Origin of the sequence: Kitasatospora sp. NPDC059973, from assembly GCF_042737525.1 — a bacterium.
Lineage (GTDB): Bacteria > Actinomycetota > Actinomycetes > Streptomycetales > Streptomycetaceae > Kitasatospora.
This window is the reverse complement of the sequence record NZ_JBHWUI010000063.1, coordinates 1-15514: the sequence shown is the minus strand read 5'-3', so window position 1 is coordinate 15514 and position 15514 is coordinate 1. Positions and strand designations below refer to the sequence as shown.

Below are 15514 nucleotides of genomic sequence, written 5' to 3'. Positions count from 1 at the left end.
CCAGAGTGGCGCTTTTCTCGCCGGATTGAACTTGCGTCTCGCGGAATGAGACTGCAGTCTTAGGGCATGGACAACTCTAGCGGCGTCGGCGTTCTCGACAAGGCCGCTCTGGTGCTGAGCGCACTGGAGTCGGGCCCCGCCACGTTGGCGGGGCTGGTCGCCGCCACCGGTCTGGCGCGGCCCACGGCCCACCGGCTCGCCGTCGCACTCGAACATCACCGACTGGTCACCAGGGACATGCAGGGCCGGTTCATCCTCGGCCCCCGTCTCTCCGAACTCTCCGCCGCGGCGGGCGAGGACCGGCTGCTCGCCACCGCGGGCCCGGTCCTGACCCATCTGCGCGACGTCACCGGCGAGAGCGCACAGCTCTACCGCCGGCAGGGCGAGATGCGGATCTGCGTCGCCGCCGCCGAGCGGCTCTCCGGCCTGCGGGACACCGTCCCGGTCGGCAGCACCCTGCCGATGAAGGCCGGCTCGGCCGCCCAGGTCCTGCTCGCCTGGGAGGAGCCCGAGCGGCTCCACCGGGGCCTCCAGGGCGCCCGGTTCACCGCGACCGCGCTGAGCGGCGTCCGGCGCCGCGGCTGGGCCCAGTCGATCGGCGAGCGCGAGCCGGGTGTGGCGTCCGTCTCGGCCCCCGTGCGCGGCCCCTCCAACCGGGTCGTGGCCGCCGTCTCCGTCTCCGGTCCGATCGAGCGCCTGACCCGCCACCCGGGCCGGCTGCACGCCCAGGCCATCATCGAGGCCGCCAACCGGCTCACCGAGGCCCTGCGCCGCGGCTGACCACCCCTACCCGCCGACGTCGGAAAGGGCCCGCGCACCTCGGTGCGCGGGCCCTTTTCCAAATCACCCGGAAATGCGGGCGGAAAACACAAAAGGCCCCGGCGGACCAGGGCCTTGCTAATTTCTGGCTGGGGTACCAGGACTCGAACCTAGACTAAGTGAACCAGAATCACTCGTGCTGCCAATTACACCATACCCCAACAAAGCAATTCAGCCGATGGGCAAGCCCACCGGCTTAATGCTCTGGTACCCCCGACCGGATTCGAACCGGCGCTACTGCCGTGAGAGGGCAGCGTGCTAGGCCGCTACACAACGGGGGCATCCTGGCGATCCCTTGCGGGATCAGTACCCCCGACCGGATTCGAACCGGCGCTACTGCCGTGAGAGGGCAGCGTGCTAGGCCGCTACACAACGGGGGCTTGGATCTTTGTTTGTACTGCGGTGGTGCCTGCACTGCGACGGAGCCGACAGTGCCTGTACTGCGCTGGGGTACCAGGACTCGAACCTAGACTAAATGAACCAGAATCACTCGTGCTGCCAATTACACCATACCCCACCAGAGTTGAACCCCTGCGGGCCCTTCTCAGGCGTTGCGCCCCTCGCTCGGTCCCGACGGGGTTTCGCTCCCTCGTCCGTTCCCTCCCGGGCGGCGCAGAAAGAACATTACCCGACGTCCGGCCCCGGTCCAAAATCGATAAGCCCAGGCCGCGGCCGGGGCGGCTGCGGGCCAGGTCAGAACCCGGCCCGCGGCCGCCGGTGGCGGTGCTCAGGCAGCCGGGACGGCGGCCAGCGCGGCGGTCAGCCGGCGCAGCGTCTCGGGGCGCCCGAGCAGCTCCATCGACTCGAAGAGCGGCGGGGACACCCGGCGGCCCGTGACGGCCACCCGCAGCGGCGTGAAGGCGAACTTGGGCTTGATGCCCAGCCCGTCCACCAGCGCCGCGCGCAGCGCGGCCTGGATCGGCTCGGGCGAGAAGTCCGCCAGCTCCTCCAGCGCCTTGATGCTCGCCTCCAGCACCGGACGGGCGTCGGCGGTGAGCACCTTGGCGGCGTCGTCCGGGTCGAGCGTGAAGTCCGCCGGGTCGACGAAGAGGAAGCCCGCCATGGTGACGATCTCGCTCAGCACGACCATCCGCTCCTGGGTGAGCGGTGCCACCTTGGCCAGCAGCTCCAGCTGCTCGGCGGTCGGCTCGGCCGGCAGCAGACCGGGCGCCTGGAGGTACGGCACCAGGCGGCGGACGAAGTCCTCCGGGGCCAGCCGGCGCACGTGCTCGGCGTTGATGTGCTCGCACTTCTTGAGGTCGAAGCGGGCCGGGTTGGCGTTGACGTCGGCGATGTCGAACGCCTCGACCAGCTGCTCCACCGAGAAGATGTCGTCGTCCGCGGAGAGCGACCAGCCGAGCAGCGACAGGTAGTTGAGCAGGCCCTCGGGGATGAAGCCGCGCTCGCGGTACAGGTTGAGCGAGGCCTGCGGGTCGCGCTTCGAGAGCTTCTTGTTGCCCTCGCCCATCACGTACGGCAGGTGGCCGAAGCGCGGGGTGCTGCCGTCGCCGACGCCGATCTCGGCGAGCGCCGCGTACAGCGCGATCTGGCGCGGGGTCGAGGAGAGCAGGTCCTCGCCGCGCAGCACGTGGGTGATGCCCATCAGGGCGTCGTCGACCGGGTTGACCAGGGTGTAGAGCGGTGCGCCGTTGGCCCGGACGATGCCGTAGTCGGGCACGTTCTCCGGCTCGAAGCTGAGCGTGCCGCGCACCAGGTCGTCGAAGGCGATGGTGCGGTCGGGCATCCGGAACCGCAGGATCGGCTCGCGCTTCTCCAGCTTGTAGACGGCGACCTGGTCGTCCGTCAGCTCCCGGCAGTGGCCGTCGTAGCCGGACGGGCGGCCGGCCGCGCGGGCGGCCTCGCGGCGGGCGTCGAGCTCCTCGGTGGAGCAGTAGCAGTGGTAGGCGTGGCCGGCCTCGTGCAGCCGGCGGGCCACGTCCGCGTAGATGTCCATCCGCTGCGACTGCCGGTACGGCGCGTGCGGGCCGCCGATCTCCGGGCCCTCGTCCCAGTCGAAGCCGAGCCAGCGCATGGCGTCGAGCAGCTGCCGGTACGACTCCTCGGAGTCGCGGGCGGAGTCGGTGTCCTCGATCCGGAAGACCATCGTGCCGCCGTTGTGGCGGGCGAAGGCCCAGTTGAAGAGGGCCGTGCGGACCAGGCCCACGTGCGGGTTGCCGGTCGGGGACGGACAGAAGCGAACCCGAACGCTCGGGTCAGTGTTAGCCACGCTTGATCACCTTGTTGGTGAGAGTGCCGATGCCTTCGATGGAGACGGCGACCGCGTCGCCGACGTTGAGGGGGCCCACCCCAGCGGGTGTGCCGGTGAGGATGACGTCGCCGGGCAGCAGCGTCATGGCCTCGGAGATGTGGACGATCAGCTCGGCGACCGAGCGGACCATCTGGGAGGTGCGGCCGGCCTGCCGGAGCTCGCCGTTGACCGTGCAGGTGACGGCGAGGTCGCTCGGGTCGAGGTCGGTCTCGATCCACGGGCCGAGCGGGCAGGCGGTGTCGAAGCCCTTGGCGCGGGCCCACTGGCCCTCGCGCTGCTGGATGTCGCGGGCCGTGAGGTCGTTGGCACAGGTGTAGCCGAAGATCACCTCGGGCACCCGGTCCAGCGGGACCTCGCGGCACATCCGGCCGATGACCACGGCCAGTTCGGCCTCGTGGTGGACGTCGGAGGAGAACGGCGGGTACGCGATGGACTCGGTCGGGCCGATCACCGAGGTCGACGGCTTGAAGAAGGTCAGCGGGACGTCCGGGACGTCGTGGCCGAGCTCCGCCGCGTGGGCGGCGTAGTTGCGGCCGACCGCGACGATCTTGTTCGGCAGCATCGGGCTGAGCAGCCGCACGTCCTGGAAGCGGTAGCTCTCACCGGTGGGTTGGGGCTGCCCGAACGGGTGGCCGGCCAGGGCGTGGACCACGAGGGACTCGGGCTGCGCCGGGTCACCCTCGACCACACCGAAGGAGACGGTGCCGGCGGCAGGGCTCCCCTCCCGGACGGAAAACCTGGCAATGCGCACGGCTGGGCTACCCCTCGCTTCGTCGGCCGCCCGGGGCGCGCCCGGGCGCTGGTGGGCGCCGCGCCCGTGTGGGCCCGGCCCCGCTCAATCGTCGACCAGGCTATCGCGTGGGGCCTCCCCCGACCGCTTTGCCCCTGTTCAGCGCGGTTGCGCCCGACCTGGCGGGAGCAAACCGAAAGGCGCCGCGAGTGCGGCGCCTTCCGGGTTCGTGCGGGGTGTCAGCTCCGCGGGGCCACCGCCGGGGCGACCATCAGCTGGGTGCGGCGCGGGTTGGCCGTGTTGGTGGGCAGCTCGGTGGCGTAGGTCGCCACGTGCTCGGCCCGGCGGGCGCCCGGGATCCCGCTGAAGTCCTCGACCGAGGCCAGCGTCGTCCGGCGCGGGTTCGCCGTGGAACGGCTGGAGAGCTCGGGACTGGTGGCGGCCGTGTTCGCCTGGGACATCTCGTCAGCACCTCGGGGTCGCGACCGGCGCGTCGACGTGGCGCGGCACCGGCCTGAGTGATTCGGGGAGATTCTGGGCAGGCTGATCGAGGCCGTGCGCCGGAGACAGCAAGGTTACGGATCTCTTTCCACAGCCGCCGTGACCAAAGCTACACATTGTGCTGTGATTTTGCTCACAAATTGAAGAGCAATTCTCCGATATCCGACATATCGCTTCATCAAGTTTCGCCGACAAAGTCCCGCATATCGGGCATTCGGGAACCTCTGCACCTCCCGTTGATCTCGGGTCCGGTTGGCATGTATCCGGCAAGTGTCCGAAAAAGGCGGTATTCCGGTCCGGTTACCGCACAGTCAGTGAAATCGCGCGCGCGGTCGGTAGTGTGGCCCCACTCGCCCTGGCGGCCCTTGTTGGGATTCCCCGGCTGTGCTGGAATGCCACGGACCGTGGGTAGGGAGTAGTCCACCCCGGTGCCCGCTCTCCCGGACCGGCCGGGGTGCGGATGGAAACTCCACACCGTCCAGGCTGCGGCGACGCGGCGGGACGCCCGGTCCAGAGGTTGCGACGCCAGTGCAGGGACGTTTCAAAAGGGGTAGCGGCGCCGCGGGTGACCCGGAGTCGCGTGAGCCCGTGGCACCACCCCAGCAGGCGGCGGTGCCCGGCGGCCCCGTCGAGCCGGCACCCGAGGCGGTCGGCCGCCCGGAGGACGACGCCGAACAGGACCGGAAATCGGCCCGGGGCAAGCTCCGCAAGACGCTGACCCGCCGACGGGCCAAGGGCATGAGCCGGCTGGCGATGCGCAACTGGCGGATCCGTACCCGCCTCATCGCGCTGCTCGCGCTCCCGGTGCTGGTCGCCCTCGTGCTCGGTGGGCTGCGCATCCAGACCTCTCTCGAGGCCTCGCAGCAGCTCGCCCAGATGGCCAACCTCTCGGACCTGGCGAAGAAGGCGACCAACCTCGCCGACGCCCTGCAGACCGAGCGGGACATCAGCGCCGGGCCGATCACCCACGAGCCGAACGCCCCGCTCGACGACGACATCGTCAACGCCCGCAAGATCACCGACGACCTGAGCCGGACCTTCACCGCGTCCTCGGACAAGTTCGAGAACCTGGAGCTCTCCGGCGGCAAGGCGCTGCTGTTCCAGATCCGCAAGGACCTGAACTCGATCTCGGACGCGCGCAACACCCCGTACCAGAACAACCAGAACATCCAGTCGACGATCACGGCCTACGACGTGATCATCCGAGACCTGCTGTCGATCACCCAGGACATCGCGCTCGCGTCCAACAACCGCGACCTGGTCCGCGCCACCCGCGCCCTCCAGCAGTTCTCGCTGGCCAAGAACGCCACCTCGCAGCAGCGCGCCCTGATCAGCGCCGCGCTCGCCAACCCCAAGGCCCCCGACCTCAGCCTGAGCGACGAGTCCTTCGGTATCCGGCTGCGCGCCTCCTACGACAACGCGCTCACCAGCTTCAACAACATCTACACCTCGCACGACCTGGACAACCTGCGCGGCCAGCTCAGCTACAACTCGGTGGTCGCCGCCGCCGACCGGTACGCGCGCTCGGTGCTCCAGCAGAGCGGTATCCACCAGACCGAGCCGGTCAGCTTCAAGGACTGGTACGAGCAGGCCACCGCCAAGATCACCGCCGAGCGGCGGATCGAGTCGAAGCTGATCGAGGACCTCGACGGCAAGGCCCAGGAGCTGCAGTCCGCCGCCGACACCGAGGCCCTGATCATCGGTGCCGCCGTCGCGCTGGTGCTGCTGGTCGCCCTCGGTGGCGCCGGTCTGATCGCCCGCTCGATGGTGCGCTCGCTGACCCGGCTGCAGTCCGCGGCCGAGGACGTCGCCGAGCGGCGACTGCCCGAGCTGGTCAAGACGCTGTCCGAGAGCGACCCGCACGACGTCGACGTCACCGTCGAACCGGTCGGCATCGACTCCGCGGACGAGATCGGCCATGTGGCCCACGCCTTCGACATGGTGCACAGCGAGGCCGTCCGCCTCGCCGCCGAGCAGGCCCTCCTGCGCGGCAACATCAACGCGATGTTCACCAACCTCTCGCGCCGCAGCCAGGGCCTCATCCAGCGCCAGCTGTCGCTCATCTCCGAGCTGGAGAGCCGCGAGGCGGACCCGGACCAGCTGGCCAACCTCTTCAAGCTGGACCACCTCGCGACCCGTATGCGCCGCAACGGTGAGAACCTGCTCGTCCTCGCGGGCGAGGACCCGGGCCGCCGCTGGACCCGCCCCGTCCCGCTGGTCGACGTGCTCCGCGCCGCCGCCTCCGAGGTGGAGCAGTACGAGCGCATCGAGCTGGCCACCGTGCCGTCGGCCGAGGTCGCCGGCCGCGTCGTCAACGACCTCGTCCACCTGCTCGCCGAGCTGCTGGAGAACGCCACCTCGTTCTCCAGCCCGCAGACCCGCGTCCGGGTGACCGGCCACGCCCTGCCGGACGGCCGGGTGCTGGTCGAGATCCACGACACCGGCATCGGCCTCAGCCCCGACGACCTCGCCGACATCAACGAGCGCCTGGCGAACCCGCCGACGGTGGACGTCTCCGTCTCCCGCCGGATGGGCCTCTTCGTGGTCGGTCGCCTGTCCCTGCGCCACGGCATCCGCATCCAGCTGCGCCCCAGCGACTCCGGCGGCACCACCGCGCTGGTCATGCTCCCGGTGGACGTCACCAACTCCGCCGACCGCCGGGCTCCGGCCCGCCCCGGTTCGGCGCAGGCCAAGCAGCAGCGCGGGGTCGCCCCGACGCCGCGCCAGCAGCGCCAGGTGCCCGGCGGTCCGGCCGGCGGCCCGAACGGCGGCCCGGCCGCGCTCGGCCAGGGTCCGGCGGGCGGTGCCCCGCAGGGCCGTCCGCAGCTCGGCCAGGGCGGTCCCGGTGCTCCGGGCGGCCAGGGCGGCCCCGGTGGACGGGCCGGCGGCGCGCTGCCGACCCGCCAGGTCGGCCAGTCGCTCCAGGGCCAGCCGCAGGGCCAGCAGGCCCCCCAGGGTCAGCAGCAGGGCCAGCAGGCCCCGCAGGCCCGCCAGAACCCGCAGGGCGGTCTGCCGCAGCGCGGTGCGGGCCGGCAGGCTCCGCCGCAGGGCGGTCCCGGTGCGCTGCCGCGCCGCGGCCAGCAGCAGCCCGGCCAGGGCCAGCCCGGTCCGGGTCAGCCGGGCCAGGGCCAGCAGGGCCAGGGCCGGCGCCCCGGCCAGGAGCGGCCGCGCCCCGGCGGGGACTTCGCCGGCGGTCCGGGCCCCCGGACCGGCGAGCAGCCGCAGCACGGCTGGGCCGACCAGTCGGGCCGTCCGGGCGCGCCGCAGGGCGCCCGCCCGGGCAACCGCCCGCAGGAGGGTCTGCCGCAGCGCCGCCAGCCGGGCCAGGCACCGCAGGGTCAGGCACCGCAGGGCCAGGCACCGCAGGGTCAGGGCGGCCCCGGCGGCCAGGGCCCGCAGGGTCCGCGCCGTCCGCAGCGCCCCGGCCCGGACGCACCGCAGCGCGAGCGGCAGCAGCAGCAGCTCCCGCCGCAGCAGGCCCAGCCGCTCCCCGCGGCCGAGCCCTCGTCGATGGAGAGCACCGCGCAGTTCGCCCGGCCGCGCTTCGAGGCGAGCGAGATCGACCCGCGTGACCCGCTCGGCCTCGGTCTGGTCGAGCCGGTGCTGCCGAACCCGGCGCGTCCGGAGCCGGTCCGCCAGGAGCAGCTCCGCCCCGAGCCGGTCCGCCAGGAGCCGATGGCGCTGCCGACCGGTCCGTCCGACGGCGGCCCGCAGGGCGGTGCGCCGATCTTCGAGTCGGCCGAGCAGGCCGAGGCGGCGCGGGCGGGTCAGTACCAGCCGCGTCGGCCCGGGACCAGTGCGCCCGGCGTCCAGCAGCAGGGCCAGCACCAGCAGGCCCCGCAGCAGCACCAGCACGCCCAGCAGCAGCACGCCCAGCAGGCTCCCCACCAGGCTCAGCAGCAGGCCCCCCAGCAGGGCCAGCCGCAGCAGGCCCCGCAGGGCGGGCCGGGCGGGCCGGGTGACGCGCCGTGGCGCCCGTCCGCGAACGACGAGCGCTGGCGCCGGGCCGAGCAGGTCCGGGAGCCCTCGACCAGCGGCGTCACCATGTCCGGTCTCCCCCGGCGGACCCCGCAGGCCAACCTGGTCTCCGGTACCGCCGAGGCGTCCCCGCTGACCGGCCCCCAGGTGTCCCGTGCGCCCGAGGAGGTCCGCGGCCGGCTCACCAACCTGCGCCGCGGCATCCAGCAGGGCCGCCGGGTCGGCGCCGAGCAGGCGGCCGGCCAGGGCCCGGGCCAGGGCAACCAGGCGGGCCCGCAGCATGGTGCCCAGCAGTCCGGATTCGATAGCTTCGGGGGCCGCACCGACGGCAACGGCGCAGATCACCAGGAGCGTTGAGTTGAACCAGATGAGCCAGGCCGCACAGAACCTGAACTGGCTGATCACCAATTTCGTGGACAACACCCCTGGGGTGTCGCACACGGTGGTGGTCTCCGCCGACGGCCTCCTGCTGTGCATGTCCGAAGGTTTCCCCCGCGACCGCGCCGACCAGCTCGCCGCCGTCGCCTCCGGCCTCACCTCCCTCACCTCCGGCGCCAGCCGGATCTTCGAGGGCGGCGAGGTCAACCAGACCGTTGTCGAGATGGAGCGCGGTTTCCTCTTCCTGATGGCCGTCAGCGACGGCTCCGCCCTCGCCGTCCTCGCCTCCCCGGACTCCGACATCGGTCTCGTCGGCTACGAGATGGCACTGCTCGTCGACCGCGCCGGCGCCGTCCTCACCCCCGCACTCCGCGCAGAACTCCAGGGCAGTCTCCTGCACTGAGTGCCCTGAGCGGCGACCCCACCCGTCCCACCTCCCCGCCGGGCCTGACCCGACCAGGCCCGGCGCCTCACCCTCAGCTACCCTCAGGCAGCTGATTTCGCCTCAGCTGGCATCGCCCCAGCTGGAACCGGCTGCCCAAGGCTGCAGCACAAGGAGGACCCATGACCCCGCCTTCGACACCCGCCGGCTCGTACGGCAGCGGGTACGGCAGCGGCTACGGCGGGCAGCAGTCCGACGGCTACGAGCAGCAGCCGCTGGTCCGCCCGTACGCGATGACCGGAGGCCGCACCCGGCCCCGGTACCAGCTCGCGATCGAGGCGCTGATCTCGACCACCAGCTCCGCCGAGCGGACCGGCGGCCTGCTGCCCGAGCACGCCCGGATCGTGAACCTCTGCCGTGAGGTCAAGTCCATCGCGGAGATCTCCGCACTCGCCGGCGTGCCGCTCGGTGTCGCCCGCATCCTGGTCGCCGACCTTGCCGAGGCCGGTCTCGTCGCCATCCACCAGCCCGCCGCCGCGGGCGAGTCGGGCGGAACGCCCGACGTCACGCTGCTCGAAAGGGTCCTCAGTGGACTTCGCAAGCTCTAACGGAGCCACCCGCGCCACGACCTCGGCGAAGATCGTCGTCGCCGGCGGCTTCGGTGTCGGCAAGACCACGCTCGTCGGCGCCGTCTCCGAGATCAACCCCCTGCGCACCGAAGCCGTCATGACCTCCGCGTCCGCCGGCATCGACGACCTCAGCCACGTCTCCGGCAAGACGACCACCACCGTCGCCATGGACTTCGGCCGCATCACCCTCGACGAAGACCTCATCCTCTACCTCTTCGGCACCCCCGGACAGGACCGCTTCTGGTTCATGTGGGACGACCTCGTCCGAGGCGCCATCGGAGCCGTCGTCCTCGTCGACACCCGCCGCCTCGCCGACTGCTTCCCCGCCCTCGACTACTTCGAGAACAGCGGACTCCCCTTCGTCGTCGCCCTCAACGGCTTCGACGGACACCAGCCCCACACCGGCGACGAAGTCCGCGAAGCACTCCAACTCGGCCCCGACACCCCCGTCATCACCCTCGACGCCCGACGACGCGACAGCGCCAAGAGCGCCCTCATCACCCTCGTCGAACACGCCCTCCTCGCCCGCCTGCGCTGAGCGGGAACCCGCAGGTCGCACGCCCCGGTGCCCCGCCGTCACGGTCGGGCACCGGGGCAGCTGCGGCTAGGGCGCGGGTGTCGCCGCGGCGGCCCACGCAAGACCCCCACATAAGCAGCGGATAACAGTTCGGTAGGCATTTTGTGATCAACAGTGACCATGCGTAGCGAATTAGCATCGCTCAGCGCCAGAAGACCACGGTTTTGCCCCTCGATGTCGGCTAATGTCCGGATTGCTCCGCAGCAGGCCGCCATCGACACCTGTTTGTCCCCCATCCCTGCACGTGCTGAAATTCCAGCTACCCCTAAATCCATTTCGGCAGTCCCACCACCAGCGGGCCGCTGCCAGGGGTAGCGCTGGATTGATCCATGGCCGCCAATCGGCCGAGAGGTTGTTGTCGAGTGAGGCGTAAGCAGCAGGTCGCCCCGCAGCGGCGCTCCGAGCCCCGCCAGAGCGAGCCGAACGGTACCGCAACGGACCCGGCCGGATTCTCCGCGTTCACGCCGGTCGAGGAGCGACCCCCGGCCCCCGCCCCCAAGCCGCCGGCCGCCTCCACGGAGCGCCGCGGCGGTGGCTCGGCGGACGACGGAGGCAGCGGCGGCAAGGGTGGTCGGTACGACTTCCTCCGGCCGCGGAACTGGCGTGTGCCGGCCCGTCTGATAGCCATCCTGATGATCCCGGTCATCATCGGCCTGATCTTCGGCGGCCTGCGCGTCAACACCTCGGTCGACGGCTACGTCAAGGCCTCCCGCGCCGAGAAGACCGCCCGCCTCGCCAAGGCGGCCACCGAACTCGCCGAGGCGCTGGAGAACGAGCGCGACAAGTCGCTCAGCCCCCTGCTGACCGGCCAGGACCCGAACGGCGACGTCCCGAAGACCCGCGCCACCACCGACGCCGCGCTCAAGGCGTACAACGCGGCCTACGACGCCAGCGACAAGTCCGCCGAACTGCCCCACCGGCACGCGGCCTTCCAGAGCATGGTGCTGTTCCTCCCGCACCTGCGCGACGTCGCCTACAAGCCCGAGCTGTTCGCCACCGCGACCCAGTCCGCGTACTCGACGATGATCGCGCCGCTGCTGGCCTACGACAACTCGGTCGGCCTCGGCAGCAGCAACATCACCAGCAAGGGCCGCGCGATCTACGCCATGTCGCTGGCCAAGGCCTCGGCCTCGACCCAGCGCGCGCTGATGCTCCACCTGCTGGTCGGCATCTCGGCCCAGTCCACCACCCGGTACGAGAACGCCGACCTGATCCAGCAGCTCCTGGTCTCCCAGAAGCTGGAGCAGGTCTCGCTCTCCGAGTTCAACACCGGCAGCGCCCCCGAGGACGCCCAGCGCTACTCCGACGCCCAGGTCGCCCAGGCCGCCGCCGACCAGCGCGCCGCGTACCGGATGCCGAACGGCAGCGTGCCGACCATGACGGGCCTGCTGGGCCTCGGCGCCGCCTACACGCAGGCCGCCGCCGAGGGCCAGTCCAAGGGCAAGGCCGCCGCCGACGCCGCCTACAAGGAGGCCAAGGACGCCGGTCTGACCAAGGAGAACTGGGAGCAGGCCTCCAACACCCACATCGCCAGCCTGCGCGCCACCGAGGTCGCGCTGCTGGACGACGTCCTCAACGACGCCGCCGACCTGCGGGACAACGCGCTCTACGACGCCATCCTCAACTCGGCGATCGTGCTCGCCGCGCTGGTCCTCGCCGGTGTCCTCACCGGCTACGTGGCCCGCTCGATGATCCTGGGCATGCGCACCCTGCGCAACGCCGCCCTGGAGATCGCCGACCACCGCCTGCCGGACCTCGTCGAGCGGCTCTCCAAGACCGACCCGGACCGGGTGGACACCTCGGTCAGCCAGATCCCGCTGCACGGCAAGGACGAGATCGGCGAGGTCGCCCGGGCCTTCGACCAGGTCCACCGGCAGGCGGTCGCGCTCGCCGCCGAGCAGGCCCTGCTGCGAGGCAACGTCAACGCGATCTTCACCAACCTGTCGCGCCGCAGCCAGAGCCTGATCCAGCGCCAGCTGGCGCTGATCACCGACCTGGAGAACAACGAGGCCGACCCGGACCAGCTGGAGAACCTCTTCAAGCTGGACCACCTCGCGACCCGTATGCGCCGCAACGGTGAGAACCTGCTCGTCCTCGCGGGCGAGGAGGCCGGCCGCCGCTGGAACACCCCGGTCCCGCTGGTCGACGTGCTCCGCGCCGCCGCGTCCGAGGTGGAGCAGTACGAGCGCGTCGAGCTCTCCGGCATCCCCGAGGCCGAGGTCGTCGGCGCCGCCGTGACCGACCTCGTCCACCTGCTCGCCGAGCTGCTGGAGAACGCCACCTCGTTCTCCAGCCCGCAGACCCGGGTGCTGGTCAACGCCACCCGCCTGCCGGACGGCCGGGTGCTGGTCGAGATCCACGACAAGGGCATCGGCCTCACCGCCGAGGACTTCGCCGAGATCAACGAGAAGCTGGCCGAGCCGCCCACCGTCGACGCCACCATCTCCCGCCGCATGGGCCTCTTCGTGGTCGGCCGGCTCTCCCAGCGGCACGACGTCCGCGTCCAGCTCCGCCCCTCGGGCGAGTCCGCGGGCACCACCTCGCTGGTCATGCTCCCGCCGTTCCTGACCCAGATGGGCGCCGCCCCGGAGCCGGAGGAGCAGTTCACCGTCTCCCGGATCTTCGCCGAGCAGGAGCCGTCTGCGGCCGACTGGGCCGCCGAGGTCCAGCAGAACCAGCCGCGCAGCGCCGCCGAGCTGGGCTTCGACGACCACCTCACCGGCAACGGCAGCGCCGGGTCCAGCGGCTTCAGCCCGGCCCTGGAGGCCGTCCAGCGCTCGCAGCGGCTCGACCAGGTCCGCCGCGCGGCCCTGGAGTCCGGCCCGCTCGGGCCGGAGGAGCGGCAGGTGCTCGACGCCGAGGTCGAGGAGGAGTACCCGGCGTACGGCCGGCGCAACGACGAGGGCTACGGCCAGGACGGCCAGGACGGCCAGTACCCCCAGCAGGGCTACGACCAGTCCGGCTACGCCGACCAGCAGTACGGCTACGACCAGGGCGGCTACACCCAGGACGGGTACGCCCAGGACGGCTACGCCGGGGCCGAGTACGGGCAGAACGACTACGGCCAGGACGCCTACGGCCGGTTCCCCCAGCAGGGTTACGGCGACGACCAGTACGGTCAGGACCAGAACCAGGGCCAGAACCAGGGCCAGGACGACCAGTACGGCCAGTACCCGGGCTACGACGGCTACGCCGACGAGCAGTACGGGGCCGAGGAGGCCCCGGCCGGCCACCCGTACACCCCGGAGCCGCCGGCCCTGCCGTCCGCCCAGCCCGCCGCCACCCTGCCGTCCGGGCTGCCGCAGCGCCGCCCCGGCCAGCAGCTGGCCGGCGGCGGCCCCGCCGCCGCGCCGCAGCAGGGCGGCGGCCAGGACACCGGCGAGACCCCGAACTGGTTCACCGGCGCCAAGGACACCTCGGCGCCCGCCGAACCGCGCGGACACGAGGTGTCCGCGCTGGGCGGTTACGGTCCCACCGGACCGACCGGCCCGACCAGCGCCGCCTGGCAGTCGCCCAACGACGGCGCCTGGCAGCGTGCCGAGCAGCTGCGCGAGCCCGCCTCCGGCGGGACCACCTCGTCCGGCCTGCCCCGGCGGGTGCCCAAGCAGAACCTGGTGGCCGGCAACGCCAAGCCCACTCCGCAGGACGGGCCGCAGGTCTCCCGCAGCCCCGAGGAGGTCCGCGGCCGGCTCACCAACCTGCGCCGCGGCGTGGAGCAGGGCCGCAGCGCCGGCAACACCGGAAGCTTCCGGATCGACCCCGATCAGGTAGACCCGTCCGGCAACGGACAGCAGAACCGCAGCACCGATCTCTTCGGCGGCTCGAACCACCAGGAGCGTTGAGTTGAGTCAGATGAGCCAGGCCGCACAGAACCTGAACTGGCTGATCACCAATTTCGTGGACAACACCCCTGGGGTGTCGCACACGGTGGTGGTCTCCGCGGACGGCCTCCTGCTGTGCATGTCCGAAGGTTTCCCCCGCGACCGCGCCGACCAGCTCGCCGCCGTCGCCTCCGGCCTCACCTCCCTCACCTCCGGCGCCAGCCGGATCTTCGAGGGCGGCGAGGTCAACCAGACCGTTGTCGAGATGGAGCGCGGTTTCCTCTTCCTGATGGCCGTCAGCGACGGCTCCGCCCTCGCCGTCCTCGCCTCCCCGGACTCCGACATCGGTCTCGTCGGCTACGAGATGGCACTGCTCGTCGACCGCGCCGGCGCCGTCCTCACCCCCGCGCTCCGCGCAGAACTCCAGGGCAGTCTCCTGCACTGACGGTTCGTCGGATACCGTCCTGGTATTCGAAGCACCTCCACGCCCGTCCCGGGCCCGCTTCGGCGGGCTCGGGTTCGGACGTTGTACGGCCTTCGCACCACCGGCTCCGGACCCGTCCGGAGCTCGCACCGCACCGCCGCACCTTGTGAGGAGAGGAACCGTGACACCGCCCGACGACCGCAGCGGCCAGTACGGCGTTCCGTACCCTGGCACGGGCCATGACGCCTTCGGAGCACCCGGCGTCGCCGGCCACGGTCAGCAGCACGGCCAGTACGGCCAGTACGGCCAGCAGCAGTACGGCCAGCCGTACCCGCAGGAGCAGTACGACCAGTACGGCCGGCAGCAGCCCTCGTACGACGCGCCCCCGGCCGGCTGGCCGGCCCCGGGCAGGACGGACGGCCACCTCCCCGGCCGGCACTCCGCCCCCGCCCCGCAGCCCGGCCGGCACCACTCCGGTCCCGGCCAGGAGCCGGCCCAGGAGCCGGGGTACGTCGAGGAGTTCGAGGACGACTACGACTCGGGCCCGCTGATCCGGCCGTTCGCGATGACCGGCGGGCGGACCAGACCGCGCTACGAGCTGGCGCTGGAGGCGCTCGTCTCGGCCGACGTCGACCCGCAGCGCCTGGCCACCCTGCTCCCCGAGCACCAGCGGATCTGCACCTTGTGCACCGAGGTCAAGTCCGTCGCCGAGGTGTCGGCGCTGCTCTCCCTCCCTCTGGGGGTGGCCCGCATCCTCGTGGCCGACCTGGCCGAAGCCGGCCTGGTCGCCATCCACCAGCCCGCTTCCGGCGGCGAATCCGGAAACCAGCCCGACGTCACGCTGCTCGAAAGGGTCCTCAGTGGACTTCGCAAGCTCTAACGCGGCCGCCCCCACCCGCGCCACCACCTCCGCGAAGATCGTCGTCGCCGGCGGCTTCGGTGTCGGCAAGACCACGCTCGTCGGCGCCGTCTCCGAGATCAACCCCCTGCGCACCGAAGCCGTCAT

11 protein-coding genes, 4 tRNA genes and 1 pseudogene are annotated in these 15514 nt (G+C 71.8%); 9 read left to right on the top strand and 7 right to left on the bottom strand.

The window, feature by feature from the left end:
* Positions 1-66: 66 nt before the first annotated feature.
* A complete protein-coding gene (ndgR, locus tag ACFWA9_RS18795) occupies positions 67-780 on the top strand; it encodes an IclR family transcriptional regulator NdgR (protein WP_148642806.1) in 714 nt (237 codons plus the stop codon).
* 125 nt (positions 781-905) lie between these two features.
* Here the strand turns inward: ndgR and ACFWA9_RS18790 are convergent.
* The 7 genes from ACFWA9_RS18790 to ACFWA9_RS18760 form a co-directional block, all read right to left on the bottom strand.
* A tRNA-Gln gene (locus ACFWA9_RS18790) sits at positions 906-980 on the bottom strand.
* Between the two features lie 44 nt (positions 981-1024).
* Positions 1025-1100 (bottom strand) — tRNA-Glu (locus ACFWA9_RS18785).
* Positions 1101-1126: 26 nt separating this feature from the next.
* Positions 1127-1199: transfer RNA gene (locus ACFWA9_RS18780), tRNA-Glu, on the bottom strand.
* 65 nt (positions 1200-1264) lie between these two features.
* A tRNA-Gln gene (locus ACFWA9_RS18775) sits at positions 1265-1336 on the bottom strand.
* Positions 1337-1546: 210 nt separating this feature from the next.
* On the bottom strand, positions 1547-3046 hold the full coding sequence (gltX, locus tag ACFWA9_RS18770; protein ID WP_380388341.1) for a glutamate--tRNA ligase: 1500 nt from the start codon (positions 3044-3046) through the stop codon (positions 1547-1549).
* Positions 3039-3839, bottom strand: a complete 801-nt coding sequence (locus ACFWA9_RS18765; protein ID WP_329489729.1) for a fumarylacetoacetate hydrolase family protein — start codon at positions 3837-3839, stop codon at positions 3039-3041. The genes gltX and ACFWA9_RS18765 overlap by 8 nt, the downstream gene beginning before the upstream one ends.
* A gap of 218 nt (positions 3840-4057) precedes the next feature.
* Positions 4058-4279 (bottom strand): hypothetical protein, encoded by a 222-nt coding sequence (locus ACFWA9_RS18760; RefSeq protein WP_329489728.1) that lies wholly within the window; start codon positions 4277-4279, stop codon positions 4058-4060.
* A 628-nt stretch (positions 4280-4907) separates the two neighbouring features.
* On the opposite strand from ACFWA9_RS18760, the gene ACFWA9_RS18755 reads away from it, so the two are divergent.
* The 8 genes and pseudogenes from ACFWA9_RS18755 to ACFWA9_RS18720 all read left to right on the top strand — a co-directional run.
* On the top strand, positions 4908-8654 hold the full coding sequence (locus ACFWA9_RS18755; RefSeq protein WP_380388338.1) for a nitrate- and nitrite sensing domain-containing protein: 3747 nt from the start codon (positions 4908-4910) through the stop codon (positions 8652-8654).
* Between the two features lie 10 nt (positions 8655-8664).
* Positions 8665-9078: a roadblock/LC7 domain-containing protein gene (locus tag ACFWA9_RS18750; RefSeq protein ID WP_030057391.1), complete on the top strand. Its 414-nt coding sequence runs from the start codon at positions 8665-8667 to the stop codon at positions 9076-9078.
* A 161-nt stretch (positions 9079-9239) separates the two neighbouring features.
* Entirely contained in the window at positions 9240-9665 is a 426-nt protein-coding gene (locus tag ACFWA9_RS18745; RefSeq protein WP_329489726.1) for a DUF742 domain-containing protein, read from the top strand.
* Positions 9646-10224: an ATP/GTP-binding protein gene (locus ACFWA9_RS18740; RefSeq protein WP_329489725.1), complete on the top strand. Its 579-nt coding sequence runs from the start codon at positions 9646-9648 to the stop codon at positions 10222-10224. The genes ACFWA9_RS18745 and ACFWA9_RS18740 overlap by 20 nt, the downstream gene beginning before the upstream one ends.
* A 401-nt stretch (positions 10225-10625) precedes the next feature.
* Entirely contained in the window at positions 10626-14105 is a 3480-nt protein-coding gene (locus ACFWA9_RS18735; RefSeq protein ID WP_380388336.1) for a nitrate- and nitrite sensing domain-containing protein, read from the top strand.
* Positions 14106-14115: 10 nt separating this feature from the next.
* Positions 14116-14529: a roadblock/LC7 domain-containing protein gene (locus tag ACFWA9_RS18730; protein ID WP_030057391.1), complete on the top strand. Its 414-nt coding sequence runs from the start codon at positions 14116-14118 to the stop codon at positions 14527-14529.
* Positions 14530-14689: 160 nt separating this feature from the next.
* Positions 14690-15388, top strand: a complete 699-nt coding sequence (locus ACFWA9_RS18725) for a DUF742 domain-containing protein (RefSeq protein ID WP_329489723.1) — start codon at positions 14690-14692, stop codon at positions 15386-15388.
* Positions 15369-15514, top strand: a pseudogene (locus ACFWA9_RS18720) (ATP-binding protein); the annotation flags it as partial. The gene ACFWA9_RS18725 and the pseudogene ACFWA9_RS18720, both read left to right, overlap by 20 nt.